This window comes from Ruegeria sp. HKCCD7303, assembly GCF_013111185.1.
Lineage (GTDB): Bacteria > Pseudomonadota > Alphaproteobacteria > Rhodobacterales > Rhodobacteraceae > Ruegeria.
The window spans coordinates 865,377-877,463 of the sequence record NZ_WVRE01000001.1; the positions used below are offsets into that span (position 1 = coordinate 865,377).

12 protein-coding genes are annotated in these 12,087 nt (G+C 56.6%); 1 reads left to right on the top strand and 11 read right to left on the bottom strand.

Going from position 1 to position 12,087, the window contains the following annotated elements; all coding sequences use genetic code 11:
• Positions 1 to 111: 111 nt before the first annotated feature.
• The 8 genes from GS630_RS03855 to GS630_RS03890 all read right to left on the bottom strand — a co-directional run bounded on the left by GS630_RS03855 (position 112) and on the right by GS630_RS03890 (position 8,825).
• On the bottom strand, positions 112 to 1,329 hold the full coding sequence (locus GS630_RS03855) for a phenylacetate--CoA ligase family protein (RefSeq protein WP_171237904.1): 1,218 nt from the start codon (positions 1,327 to 1,329) through the stop codon (positions 112 to 114).
• Positions 1,330 to 1,348: 19 nt separating this feature from the next.
• Positions 1,349 to 2,182 (bottom strand): ABC transporter ATP-binding protein, encoded by an 834-nt coding sequence (locus tag GS630_RS03860; RefSeq protein ID WP_171620361.1) that lies wholly within the window; start codon positions 2,180 to 2,182, stop codon positions 1,349 to 1,351.
• Between the two features lie 111 nt (positions 2,183 to 2,293).
• Entirely contained in the window at positions 2,294 to 3,577 is a 1,284-nt protein-coding gene (locus GS630_RS03865) for an ABC transporter substrate-binding protein (RefSeq protein ID WP_171178534.1), read from the bottom strand.
• Between the two features lie 76 nt (positions 3,578 to 3,653).
• Positions 3,654 to 4,730, bottom strand: a complete 1,077-nt coding sequence (locus GS630_RS03870; protein ID WP_171178536.1) for a branched-chain amino acid ABC transporter permease — start codon at positions 4,728 to 4,730, stop codon at positions 3,654 to 3,656.
• A gap of 3 nt (positions 4,731 to 4,733) precedes the next feature.
• Positions 4,734 to 4,991: a hypothetical protein gene (locus tag GS630_RS03875; protein ID WP_171178538.1), complete on the bottom strand. Its 258-nt coding sequence runs from the start codon at positions 4,989 to 4,991 to the stop codon at positions 4,734 to 4,736.
• 3 nt (positions 4,992 to 4,994) lie between these two features.
• Positions 4,995 to 5,981, bottom strand: coding sequence for a branched-chain amino acid ABC transporter permease (locus GS630_RS03880; protein ID WP_171092928.1), 987 nt, complete (start codon positions 5,979 to 5,981; stop codon positions 4,995 to 4,997).
• 29 nt (positions 5,982 to 6,010) lie between these two features.
• Entirely contained in the window at positions 6,011 to 6,829 is an 819-nt protein-coding gene (locus GS630_RS03885) for an ABC transporter ATP-binding protein (protein WP_171620363.1), read from the bottom strand.
• A gap of 52 nt (positions 6,830 to 6,881) precedes the next feature.
• A complete protein-coding gene (locus tag GS630_RS03890; protein WP_171178860.1) occupies positions 6,882 to 8,825 on the bottom strand; it encodes an AMP-binding protein in 1,944 nt (647 codons plus the stop codon).
• A 294-nt stretch (positions 8,826 to 9,119) separates the two neighbouring features.
• Here GS630_RS03890 and GS630_RS03895 point away from each other — a divergent pair, with 294 nt between their 5' ends.
• Positions 9,120 to 9,518, top strand: coding sequence for a hypothetical protein (locus tag GS630_RS03895; RefSeq protein WP_171178542.1), 399 nt, complete (start codon positions 9,120 to 9,122; stop codon positions 9,516 to 9,518).
• Between the two features lie 21 nt (positions 9,519 to 9,539).
• Here the strand turns inward: GS630_RS03895 and mutT are convergent, their stop codons facing one another.
• From mutT to GS630_RS03910, 3 genes are read right to left on the bottom strand one after another with little or no spacing between them, the layout of a single operon-like run.
• Positions 9,540 to 9,938 (bottom strand): 8-oxo-dGTP diphosphatase MutT, encoded by a 399-nt coding sequence (mutT, locus tag GS630_RS03900; RefSeq protein WP_171620365.1) that lies wholly within the window; start codon positions 9,936 to 9,938, stop codon positions 9,540 to 9,542.
• Positions 9,935 to 11,161: a bifunctional glutamate N-acetyltransferase/amino-acid acetyltransferase ArgJ gene (gene argJ, locus GS630_RS03905; protein WP_171620367.1), complete on the bottom strand. Its 1,227-nt coding sequence runs from the start codon at positions 11,159 to 11,161 to the stop codon at positions 9,935 to 9,937. Before argJ ends, mutT begins: the two co-directional genes overlap by 4 nt.
• A gap of 6 nt (positions 11,162 to 11,167) precedes the next feature.
• The gene (locus tag GS630_RS03910; protein WP_171711874.1) at positions 11,168 to 12,016 is read right to left on the bottom strand and encodes a peptidylprolyl isomerase; all 849 of its coding nucleotides are present in this window, start codon (positions 12,014 to 12,016) and stop codon (positions 11,168 to 11,170) included.
• Between the last annotated feature and the right edge of the window lie 71 nt (positions 12,017 to 12,087).

Sequence of the window (12,087 nt, forward strand, 5' to 3'; positions counted from 1 at the left end):
TTGACTGACAAAGGCGAAGGGTTCGCCTTTAATCGACCAAAAAGCTCGGAAACACCAGTACGTAGGCCAATAAATCTGCGGCATTAAATGCCGCAGACCCATTTTCTAAGGCTATTCGTAAACCCGCTGGTCCTCGATGACCAAGCCATCTTTGGGAAGCGAACCCGGGGCCACGACCTCGATCGCGCCTTTCAGCTTCAGCACTTCGGCAACTGACTTGGCGTAGGCGGGGTTTTCGCCGCCCGCGCTTTCGATTTGGACGGTCATCGTATCCATCTCACCCTGACGCATCGCGATGACGCGGGCTTTGACAATCTCGTCATGCTTGTCGACCAGCGCCGCCACCTGCTCTGGGCGAACGAACATGCCCTTGATCTTGGTGGTCTGGTCCGCGCGGCCCATCCAGCCCTTGATCCTTGTGTTGGTGCGGCCGCAAGGCGAAACGCCCGGCATCACCGCCGACAAATCACCTGTTGCAAAGCGGATCAACGGGTAATCGGGGTTCAAAGAGGTCACAACAACCTCGCCCACTTCACCCGGAGCGACCGGAGTACCAGTTCCGGGGGTAACAATCTCGACGATCACATGTTCGTCGATGATCATTCCCTCCATCGCTGGGCTTTCATATGCAATGTTGCCCAGATCGGCTGTCGCATAACATTGCAGGCACGAAATCCCGCGATCAGCATATTCCTGACGCAGTGACGGAAACAGCGCCCCGCCACCAACGGCGGCCTTTGAGAAGTTCAGCGAAACGCCCATCTCATCGGCTTTGTCCAGAATGACTTTCAGATAATCCGGCGTTCCTGCGTAGGCCGTACAACCGACATCCCGCGCCGCTGTCACCTGCAATTCCGTCTGTCCAGTGCCCGCAGGCAAAACGGCTGCGCCAACCGCGCGTGCACCATTTTCAAAGATCATGCCCGCCGGGGTCAGGTGATAGCCAAAGCAGTTCTGCACGATATCTCCAACGCCCACACCTGCAGCATTCAGGAAGCGACCCATGCGCCACCAGTCGTGATCCGTGCTGCCCGGTTCATAAATTGGGCCCGGCGACTGGAATACATGATGAAAATGCCGCGCGGGCTTCACCGTAAACCCACCAAAGGGCGGCCGTTCGGCTTGCGCGCGGGTCAGGTCCGACTTTCGCAACACCGGCAAAAGCGGCAAATCTTCCGTTGAAACTACTTTATTAGTGTCTGAATCCGACAGGTGCGCCGCGAACCCGGGCGCGGATGACACGCGCTTGATCTGTTCCACAAGCGCTGCCGCCTGATCTGAGGCGCGTTGGTCTGCCGAGCGCGTTTCGAGTGCATCGAAATAGGTCATCGCCATATCCTCCATCCGCTCACAGCCACCTCTTGCGGCGGCGATAAGATCGCACGTCGCGGAAGCTTTTGCGGCCTTCATCTGACATGCCGAGGTAGAATTCTTTCACATCTGGGTTTTCGCGCAGCTCGGAAGCAGGGCCATCCATCACCACGCGCCCGGATTCCAAAATGTATCCGTAATGTGCAAACCGCAGAGCCACGTTTGTATTCTGTTCTGCCAAAAGGAAGGACACGCCTTCTTTTTCGTTCAGGTCCTTCACAATGCCGAAAATCTCTTCGACCAGCTGCGGCGCAAGACCCATCGAGGGCTCGTCCAGCAGGATCGTTTCAGGTCGCGACATCAAGGCCCGACCCATCGCGACCATCTGTTGCTCACCGCCCGAGGTATAGCCCGCTTGCGACTTGCGACGTTCTTTGAGGCGCGGGAAATAATTATAGACCAGTTCCAGATCCTGCTGAACCGCTGCGGACCCATCTTTGCGGGTATAGGCCCCCGTCAGCAGGTTTTCTTCAACAGTCAGGTGTTCAAAACAGTGGCGGCCTTCCATCACCTGGATGACGCCTTTTTCCACCAGATCAGCCGGATCGCTTTCATGCACGCTTACACCGCGATACTTGATCGACCCTTTCGTGACCTCTCCGCGTTCCGAATGCAGCAGGTTCGACACAGCCTTGAGCGTTGTCGTTTTGCCAGCGCCATTGCCGCCCAGCAATGCCGTGATGCCCCCTTTTGGAACAGTCAGGCTGACGCCCTTCAGCACGAGGATTACGTGATTGTAGATCACCTCGATATTGTTGACTTCAAGCAGGGTTTCCGCCTGCACGTCAGTGGTATTTGCCGCATCCAGCATCAGCGCGTGTCCTCATGCCTGCCCAGCTTGGGGCGTCTGTAAGGAACGGCAGCGAAACCGCCACTCCGAATGTTAGGGTGCCCCGGATAGGTTCCGGGACACTGGGTTGGCTTACTCGCAGCGCTGCGAGATGTTGTTTTCAGCCGCATAGGCTGCCGAGTCTTCCTCGATCAGCGCGTTGATGACCTCGACGTCAGTTGGCTTGAAATCCTGAACAGGGTTCCATGTTCCAGCGGCTGCATCCCACTGAACAACACCAACAAGACCCGGACCGCCATGATTGTCACATGAGACCGAGAACTCGGGCCCGAACCCTGCCATGCCCAGCGCTTCCATCTTGGCGTTGGTGATTTCAAGCGCTTCCATGCCATCGCGCATCATCGACGCGTCGATATCTGCTGTGCCATGCATCTCTTGTGCAGTTTTGACCGCCTCGGCTGCCAGCATCGCCGCATAGAGACCGCGATTATACTGCACCGTGCCCAGCTGATCGCCTGCACCTGCGGCCTTACCAGAATCGACAACGTATTTCTGCAGGTCCTCATAAACCGGGTAGTCGTCACCCAGACCGGTGAAGGTCAGCGCCTTGTAGCCGGTGGCCTTTTCACCTGCGGGTTGCACGTCGAATTCAGCACCAGACCACCAGACACCGATGAAGTTTTCCATCGGGAAACGGATGTTGGCAGCTTCCTGAACCGCAACTTGGTTCATGACACCCCAGCCCCACATGATGACAAAGTCAGGCTTTTCACGACGAATTTGCAGCCACTGCGACTTCTGCTCCTGACCGGGGTGGTCGACAGGAAGCAGTGTAAGGTCATAGCCATGCTTTTCGGCCAGTGTCTCGAGCGTGCGGATCGGCTCTTTGCCGTAGGCCGAGTTGTGATAGACCAGCGCAATCTTCTTGCCGCTCAGGTCTCCGCCATTGCTGTCCAACAGATAGTTGATCGCGCCGGATGCACCGTTCCAGTAGTTGGCAGGATAGTTGAACACATGGCTGAACACTTTACCGTTCGCCGCTGAGGTTCGGCCATATCCCATCGTGTGCAGAGGAATGCCATCAGCCGTCACTTTTGGGATCAGCTGATACGTGATGCCGGTCGACAACGGCTGATACACCAGCGCGCCTTCGCCCTTGGTCGATTCATAGCATTCCACACCTTTTTCGGTGTTGTACCCGGTTTCGCATTCCAGCACGCGGGCAGGAACGCCACCGATGCCGCCATCGCGTTCGTTCAGCAGGGTGAAATAGTCGGCATAACCGTCAGCAAACGGGATACCGCCTGCAGCATAAGGGCCAGTCCGGTAGCTGAGCGACGGGAACACAAGGTCGGCCATGACCGGACCTGCGGCCATCACGGCGCCCAGCGCCAGGGTTGCCAGTTTCTTGTTCATCGGGTGTCTCCTCCCTTGATTAATCCGATGTTGGTTTTCGGGCTTGTTGCACCCGTCTTTTCGTTGGACCGGCCCCTCAATGCGGGAACGGCCAGAGTCTGAGTTTCTCTTTGGCCACGCGCCACAATTGGGCCAGCCCGTGTGGTTCGAGGATCAGGAACATGATGATCAGTGCACCCACAATCACGAGGTTAAGGTGCGCCACGATATCTGTCGGCCAGCCAAGCAGGTCGACGCCAAGCAGTTTTAGAACCACAGGCAGCAAAACCAGGAAGGCCGCCCCGGCGAATGACCCAAAGATCGAGCCTAACCCGCCAATAATCACCATGAACAGCACCAGGAATGATTTCTGGATACCAAAGACCTCACCCACTTCGACCGCACCCAGGTAAACCGCAAAGAACAGCGCGCCCGAGATGCCGACAAAGAACGAACTGACGGCAAATGCAGTGAGCTTGGCCTTGAGCGGGTTCACTCCAATGATTTCGGCTGCGATGTCCATGTCGCGGATCGCCATCCAGGTCCGACCCGTTGTTCCACGGGTCAGGTTACGCGCAATTATGGCGCAGACTGTCAGGAAGATCAGGCAGAACAGGTATGTGGCCCAGGCCGGCGCATTCGGACCGGTGATGATGATGCCGAACACGTCCCGCTCGGGCGCGTTGATCTGACCTGATGCCGAATAGTTGTAGAACCACGGCACCCGGTTGAAGAGCCAAACCAGAAAGAACTGTGCCGCCAACGTGGCCACGGCCAGATAAAACCCTTTGATTCGCAGTGACGGTAAGCCGAACAAAACGCCCACAAAGGCTGTTATGCCCCCGGCAAGGATCACGTGGATGAACATGCTCACATCGGGGAAAGCGGTCATCAGCTTGTAGCAGGCATAGGCCCCGACCGCCATGAAACCACCGGTGCCCAGGCTGACCTGTCCGCAATAGCCCACCAGAATGTTCAGCCCGATCGCGGCAATCGCATAGATCAGGAACGGCAGCAGCAGCGCGTTGGCCCAATAGTCGTTGATGATGAAGGGAATAATACCAAAAGCCACCGCCAGGACGACGTAATACCGGTACCGGTCGAACTTGATCGGGAAGGTCTGGCTGTCATCAATGTACGAGGTTTTGAAATCCCCGGCTTCACGATAGAACATGTCTTACTTTCCCCATTCTTCCTGTGCCCGGTTACGGGCTGCGGCATCCAATTGGTTGGATCCTTTGGCATATCCGCTCGCCTCTGAGGCGCGCACCAGTTTCAAGTAGGCCAGAACCCCCATGATCAGGCCCGCAAAGGCTAGGATCGCGGCGATGGTCAGCTGGCCTTCTGTCAGGTCGTCCGATGTGAGGGCGATGTACCCGAAGGCCCAGAACCCGGCCCATGCGATCACGTTGATGATGGCGATCAGCTTGGTCATGCCCTACACCCTCTCAATGATCTTCTCGCCGAACAGGCCTTGCGGTCGAAACACCAGGAAGATCAGTGCAAGAACATAGGCGAACCAGTTCTCGGTCGCGCCGCCCAGCGCCGGGCCAAGCGCGAATTCGAACAGTTTTTCGCCCACACCGATGATCAGCCCGCCCACAATGGCACCGGGGATCGAGGTGAAACCGCCCAGCATCAGCACCGGCAGGGCCTTGAGCGCGATGAGCGAAAGCGAGAACTGAACGCCTGATTTGGTGCCCCACATGATCCCTGCGACCAGAGCGACGAAGCCTGCCACCGACCAGACCATGATCCAGATGAAGTTCAGTGAGATCCCGACCGACAGTGCCGCCTGGTGGTCATCCGCCACCGCGCGCATCGCACGGCCCTGTTTGGTGTACTGGCTGAACGCCACCAGCGCAGCCACCAACAGTGCGGCAATCACTGTGGCTACAATGTCCAGATTGTCGATGAAGAAGCCGTAATCGAATATGTTAAAGGTCGTCTCGTCGATCCACAGGTTGATCCCTTGTGGCAGACCAACATCAAGTGTCTTGATCTCGGACCCCCACATCAGGTCGGCCACGCCCTCAAGGAAATAGGCCAGACCGATGGTCGCCATGAACAGAATGATCGGCTCTTGCCCGACCAGATGGCGCATCACGAAGCGCTGCACCGCCCAGGCCAACAGCACCATGACCGCCATCGTCAGAATGATCGCCACCAGCGCAGGCACGTTCCAGCCGAAGTAATGAATATGAGTGCCGAATATAGCGTTGATCAGATGCGCAAACGGCACCTGACCTTTCATGATCCCAACCAGCGTCATCGCAGCGAACAGGGCCATAACCCCCTGCGCATAATTGAAAATCCCCGAAGCCTTGTAGATCAGCACAAAGCCCAGCGCGACCAGAGCATAGAGCACCCCGGCCATGAGACCGTTGAGGATGACCTCCATCGCAAATACGAGTTGTTCAGGCATTTGCGCCTCCCCAAATTTCTGTCTGGATATCAATCATGGCTGACCCCCAGATAGGCGTCGATGACCTCTTGATTGTTGCGCACCTCGTCCGGTGTGCCGTCCCCGATCTTCTTGCCATAATCCATCACGACCACCCGATCGCTCAGGTCCATCACAACGCCCATGTCATGTTCGATCAGGGCAATCGTTGTGCCAAACTCATCATTCACGTCGAGGATAAAGCGGCTCATGTCCTCTTTCTCTTCAACGTTCATGCCTGCCATGGGTTCATCCAGCAGCAGCAGCTTGGGTTCCGCAGCCAGCGCTCGCGCCAGTTCGACGCGTTTTTTCAAACCATAAGGCAGTCGGGACACCGGTGTTTTGCGGATGTGCTGAACCTCAAGGAAATCGATAATCTTCTCGACCGCCTCACGGTTCTCCGTCTCTTCCGCCTCGGCCTTGCCCTTCCACCAAGCCTGCTGAAACATGTTGGTTTTCATAAAGCTCAGCCGCCCGGTCATGACATTGTCCAGAACGCTCATACCTTCGAACAGAGCAATGTTCTGAAAAGTCCGTGCGATGCCTTGTTGCGCAACCTCATAAGGCCGCATTGGCGGGCGCTTTGATCCGTGGAACCAAACTTCGCCCTCTTGCGGGACGTAAAAGCCCGAGATCACGTTCAGCATCGAGGACTTACCCGCCCCGTTCGGCCCAATGATCGCGCGGATCTCACCTTCGCGAATGTCGAACGAGATATCCTTGATCGCCACCACACCACCAAAACGCAGCGTGATGTTCTTCATTTCCATCACCACACCGCCAATCTGGCGGCCGTCTTCGGTGACATATCCTTCGGAATTATCCAGCATCAGTTACTCCCTGACACAAAAACGAGAAGATGGGCGGCAGGTCGAGCGGCGCTCATTCCGCCGCAACCTTGTGCTGCGCGACCGGCACAACCGGTGCGTCTACAATCTCCAGAGTTGCAGAAATCGAGCCCTTGCGGCCATCCTCATAGGTCACTTCGGTGGTGGTCGAAACGCTCTCGGACCCATCATATAGCGCGGCAATGATGTCGTGGAACTTGTCCTCGACAAAGCCGCGGCGCACTTTGCGGGTCCGGGTCATCTCGCCATCATCGGCATCCAGTTCCTTGTGCAGAACCACAAAGCGATGCACCTGGCAGCCCGACAGCATTTCATCTGCCGCGACCGATTTGTTGACCTCTTCCACATGGCCACGAATCGTCTCTAACACGCGGGGATGACCCGCCAGTTCTTGATAGGACGCATAGGCCACGTTGTTACGCTCGGCCCAGTTCCCCACTGCCGTCAGGTCGATATTGATAAAGGCGACACAGCGATCCTTGCCGTTGCCAAACAGGACAACTTCAAGGATATCGGGATAGAATTTCAGTTTGTTCTCGACATATTTCGGCGCAAACATCGACCCGTCGGCCATTTTGCCCACATCCTTTGCACGATCGATGATCCGCAAGTGACCCGAGGTCTCTTCAATGAACCCCGCATCCCCGGTGGCCACCCACCCCTCGGCATCCTTTGTCGAGGCAGTCGAATCGGGATTGTTGTAGTACTCAACAAACACGCCAGGCGAGCGATAGTGAATCTCACCCTTATCGTCGATCTTCAACTCCACATCCGGCGCGGGAACGCCAACTGTATCGGCACGCACCTCGCCATCCGGCTGTACGGTGATGAAGACGGTTGCCTCGGTCTGACCGTAAAGCTGTTTCAGGTTGATGCCCAAAGAGCGATAGAAATCAAAGATTTCCGGCCCAATCGCCTCACCCGCCGTATATCCAACGCGGAAGCGGCCATAGCCCAGCGTATCCTTGAGCGGCCCATAAACCAGCAGATTGCCCAACGCGTATTTCAGCTTGTCGCCAAAGCCCACCGGCTTGCCGTCTAACAACAAACCACCAACCTTCTTGGCATGCGCCATGAAGTGGTGGAACATGCGCTGCTTCAGCTTGCCCGCATCCTCCATCCGGATCATCACATTGGTCAGCTGCGTTTCGAACACGCGCGGCGGTGCGAAGAAATAGGTCGGCCCGATCTCGCGCAGGTCGGTCATCATGGTATCGGCGCTTTCTGGGCAGTTCACGCAGAAGCCGCACCAATAGGCCTGACCGATCGAGAAAATGAAGTCACCCACCCAAGCCATTGGCAGATAAGACAGAATGTCCTCGTTCCGTGTCAGGTGATCAAATTCAGCAGAATTCTTTGCGCTTTCAATGACATTGCGGTTCGACAGCACCACACCCTTGGGTTTGCCTGTGGTGCCCGAGGTATAAAGCATCACGCAGGTATCGTCATAGGTGATCGCTGCGATGCGCTTGTCCAGTTCCGCGTCAAACCGTGCATGACCGGCACTGCCCTCGGCCATAATGTCATCAAGCGCGTTCATCTGGGAATGGTCATACTTCCGCATCCCGCGCTTGTCGGTATAGAGGATGTGTTTGACCTGATGAAGGTTTTCCTGAATTTCGATGACCTTGTCGACCTGCTCCTGATCGCCGCAGACCACGTATTTCGCGCCGCAATGTTCCAGCACATAGGCCATCTCTTCGGCGACTGAGTCCTGATACAGAGGCACAGGCACCGCGCCCACCATCTGCGCGGCAACCATCGACCAATAATGCGCAGGACGGTTGCGGCCTATGACGGCGATATGGTCGCCTTTCTCAACGCCCAATTCCAGAAACCCAAGCGCAATCGCTCGAATCTCTTTGGCGGCTTCCGCCCAGGACCAGCATTGCCAGATTCCGAATTCTTTTTCCCGATAGGCCGGGGCATCCCCGAACTGGGTCACATTGCGATGTAGCAGCGCCGGAAGAGACTGCATCCCTTCAGCGCCCGACTGCGTCTGAGCCAATCTTTCTCTCCTCCCCATCCGGCCCCTCCTCCGAGCCGGAAACGACAGATCGGGAACACGCCCCGGGTGTCGATGTCCCGATAAGGGACGCAGGAAAGATCAACGTCAAGTTTTGCCTGATGTTTTCTCAATTCTTACGAATTGTAACAGGGGTGAAAGGGTGTTCCTGAGAATTGAACGGTTTACAAGATCTCGCTTGGCGAGGCAGGCGATATGTGCGACCTCTAATGCATATGTGTTTTAGGCTATTTTTTAGGTAAGTTGATGACCAACACCATCTATCGGCTTTTCTTCATATTAAGCTTGCTCACGGGATCAGGGGCAGTTGCAGAGCAACCCTCGGAGGTACTGATCCAGGGGCATATTAAAGTTGAAGACGATGAAGTTGTTTTTCGGTTTACGTGTGAAGAGTCTGCGGATTGCAAGGTTGCTATGGGAGATTTTGAAAGCACTCTAAGGCCAGGGCTCAATATCGTTTTCTTCCAGATCGCAAAAAGTACAGGCAAGTTGCAGTTCATCGATGAACACGGTCACGCAATCATCCAATATGGAAAAGACGTCAAAACCTTCTCAATATTTGATGCAGCAGACGATGACTTTGTCAGAAATGGCGCAAATACTCCGGTCGGGTATCTCAAACTGTCAGCGACGCGCGTTGAATAAGTCCGGAACCAGCATGTGCGGCTACAACCAATCCCGCAAAATTGGGATCAGCGGTATGTCCGCCGCAGGCATCGGATAATTCCGCAAATCGTTCGCGCGCACCCATTTCAGCGCCTGACCCTCCTTGGACTGCGGTATCCCCTCCCACTTGCGACAAGCAAACAAAGGCATCAACAAGTGGAAATCATCATAGCTGTGGCTGGCAAAGGTCAGCGGCGCGAGGCACGAGGCCCAGGTGTCGATGCCCAGTTCCTCGTGCAATTCGCGGATCAGCGCGGCTTCGGGGGTTTCGCCGGGTTCGATCTTGCCGCCGGGAAATTCCCAGAGACCGGCCATGGATTTGCCCTCGGGACGTTGAGCCAGCAGGACACGGCCCTCGATGTCGATCAGGGCAACAGCAGACACTAACACTGTCTTCATGAACGGTAATCCGCGTTGATCTCGATGTAGCCATGGGTCAGGTCGCAGGTCCAAACGGTGGATTTGCCTTCGCCAAGTCCCAGATCGACCGCGATCACAAGGTCTTGACCCTTCATATATTCGGCCGCATCGTCCTCACGGTAGTCAGGGCTGACCCAACCTTTTTCCGCCACCAGAATGTCACCGAAAGAGATGCTCAGCAGGTCACGATCCGCCGCCGCGCCAGATTTGCCAATGGCCATGACGATACGACCCCAGTTGGGGTCCTCGCCCGCGATGGCGGTTTTGACCAGCGGAGAGTTGGCGATGGCCAGCCCGTGGGTTTTGGCGTCGGCGTCCTTGGCGGCTCCGGTCACACGAATTTCCACAAATTTTGTGGCCCCTTCCCCGTCACGCACGACCTGTTGCGCGAGGTCCAGCATCACGGTTTCCAGCGCTTCGGCAAAGGCGGCATTGCCAGTGGCGTTCACGCCAGATGCCCCGGTGGCGCACAGAAGCAGGCTGTCCGAGGTCGACGTATCGCTGTCCACGGTAATGCAGTTGAAGGTCCGTTCAGTCTGCGCGCTCAGCATGGACTGCAGCGCGGATTGTTCAACCTGCGCGTCTGTGAAGATATAGACCAGCATTGTCGCCATATCGGGCGCGATCATGCCGGACCCCTTCGCAATCCCAACAATAGAGACTGTTTTCCCGTCAATCTCGACCTGAGCAGACGCCCCTTTCGGGAAGGTGTCGGTGGTCATGATGGCCCGTGCTGCATCCTCGATAGCATGGCGGCTCAGGCCGGATTTCAACGTCTCAAGCTGCGAAACGATACGGTCATGGGGCAACGGTTCACCAATCACCCCGGTGGACGAGGTAAAGACGCGTTCTATCGGAACGCCGGTGGCCTTGGACACGGCTTGCGTCACCTCGGCCACCGAGGTCTGGCCATAGTGGCCTGTAAAGGCATTGGCATTGCCCGAGTTCACCAGGATCGCCGCAGGCCCTTCGCTGGACCCACCGATCTTGTCCTGACAGTCCAGCACCGGCGCAGCCCGTGTGGCCGAGCGGGTAAAGACCCCGGCGACCGAAGTGCCTGGGTCCAAAACGGCCAGCATGACGTCGGTACGGCCCTGATAACGCACCCCGGCCTCGACAGTTGCGAAGCGCACACCGTCAATCGCGGGCAGGTCAGGGAATGACGCTGGGGCCAGCGGTGAAACCTTGGTAATCTTGGCCACGGGTCTTTACTCCTGAATCAGGTCCAGTTGGCGCATCATTTCGTGGCCTGCACCATCCAGCGCGGGACGTTCGATCTGTGACTGTTGCGTAAGCTCATCAATACGGGCCTGAATGACGTCCTGCTGGATCGTCTGCACAAGTTCTTCGCGCACAATGTCCAATTCAGGCGCTTCGGTCTTGCGCTTGTCATTCAGCTTGACCAGATGCCAGCCAAATTGGGTCTGAACCGGATCCGAGACCTGCCCTTTTTCAAGCGCGATCACGGCGCCTTCGAACTCGGGCACCATTTGGCCCTTGCCAAACCAACCCAGCGCGCCCCCATTGGGGCCGGACGGCCCAGTCGAGTTTTCGCGCGCAAGCTCGGCAAAGTCGGCACCTTCATCCAGCTGCAGCTTAAGCTCTTTTGCTTTTTCCTCGGTCTCGACAAGGATGTGGTTGGCATCAAATTCGTCTTCGCCTGCGAAATCTTTGAATTGCGCATCGTAGGCCGCTTGAATGGCATCATCCGTGACCGCAGCCTCTGTCAACGCGGCGACCGTCTGTACCGCACGCAGCGATCGCTCTTCATTCTCTAAACGCAGGGCGTTTTCAGTGTTCAGGTCATCTTGCTGCTGACCTAGCAATTGTTGCTGGATCAATTGTTCCAGAACAAAGTCGAACAAAACGTCGTCTTCTGCCTGCTGATACTGCGGGGGCAAAACGGCAACGGTCGCTATCACGTGACCAAGTGTGATCTCGTCACCGTTCACACGCGCAACAACTGTGGACGCATCGGGTTGGGTTTCGGCGGCCAGCGGCAGCGCCATCATGGCAGTCAGAGCCAGCGATGGCAGAAAAGTGAGGCCTTTGGGCATTGAATCATCCTATTTCCTTGCCGCGACAGGGCGCAGCGTTGACACTCTGGAACCTGCCGCTTACATCGCTT

What these genes read in the sequence shown, in the direction of transcription:
- GS630_RS03855 (WP_171237904.1), bottom strand. Translation starts at nt 1,329, where the DNA reads ATGACCTATTTCGATGCACTCGAAACGCGCTCGGCAGACCAACGCGCC.
- GS630_RS03860 (WP_171620361.1), bottom strand. Translation starts at nt 2,182, where the DNA reads ATGCTGGATGCGGCAAATACCACTGACGTGCAGGCGGAAACCCTGCTT.
- GS630_RS03865 (WP_171178534.1), bottom strand. Translation starts at nt 3,577, where the DNA reads ATGAACAAGAAACTGGCAACCCTGGCGCTGGGCGCCGTGATGGCCGCA.
- GS630_RS03870 (WP_171178536.1), bottom strand. Translation starts at nt 4,730, where the DNA reads ATGTTCTATCGTGAAGCCGGGGATTTCAAAACCTCGTACATTGATGAC.
- GS630_RS03875 (WP_171178538.1), bottom strand. Translation starts at nt 4,991, where the DNA reads ATGACCAAGCTGATCGCCATCATCAACGTGATCGCATGGGCCGGGTTC.
- GS630_RS03880 (WP_171092928.1), bottom strand. Translation starts at nt 5,981, where the DNA reads ATGCCTGAACAACTCGTATTTGCGATGGAGGTCATCCTCAACGGTCTC.
- GS630_RS03885 (WP_171620363.1), bottom strand. Translation starts at nt 6,829, where the DNA reads ATGCTGGATAATTCCGAAGGATATGTCACCGAAGACGGCCGCCAGATT.
- GS630_RS03890 (WP_171178860.1), bottom strand. Translation starts at nt 8,825, where the DNA reads ATGCAGTCTCTTCCGGCGCTGCTACATCGCAATGTGACCCAGTTCGGG.
- GS630_RS03895 (WP_171178542.1), top strand. Translation starts at nt 9,120, where the DNA reads ATGACCAACACCATCTATCGGCTTTTCTTCATATTAAGCTTGCTCACG.
- mutT (WP_171620365.1), bottom strand. Translation starts at nt 9,938, where the DNA reads ATGAAGACAGTGTTAGTGTCTGCTGTTGCCCTGATCGACATCGAGGGC.
- GS630_RS03910 (WP_171711874.1), bottom strand. Translation starts at nt 12,016, where the DNA reads ATGCCCAAAGGCCTCACTTTTCTGCCATCGCTGGCTCTGACTGCCATG.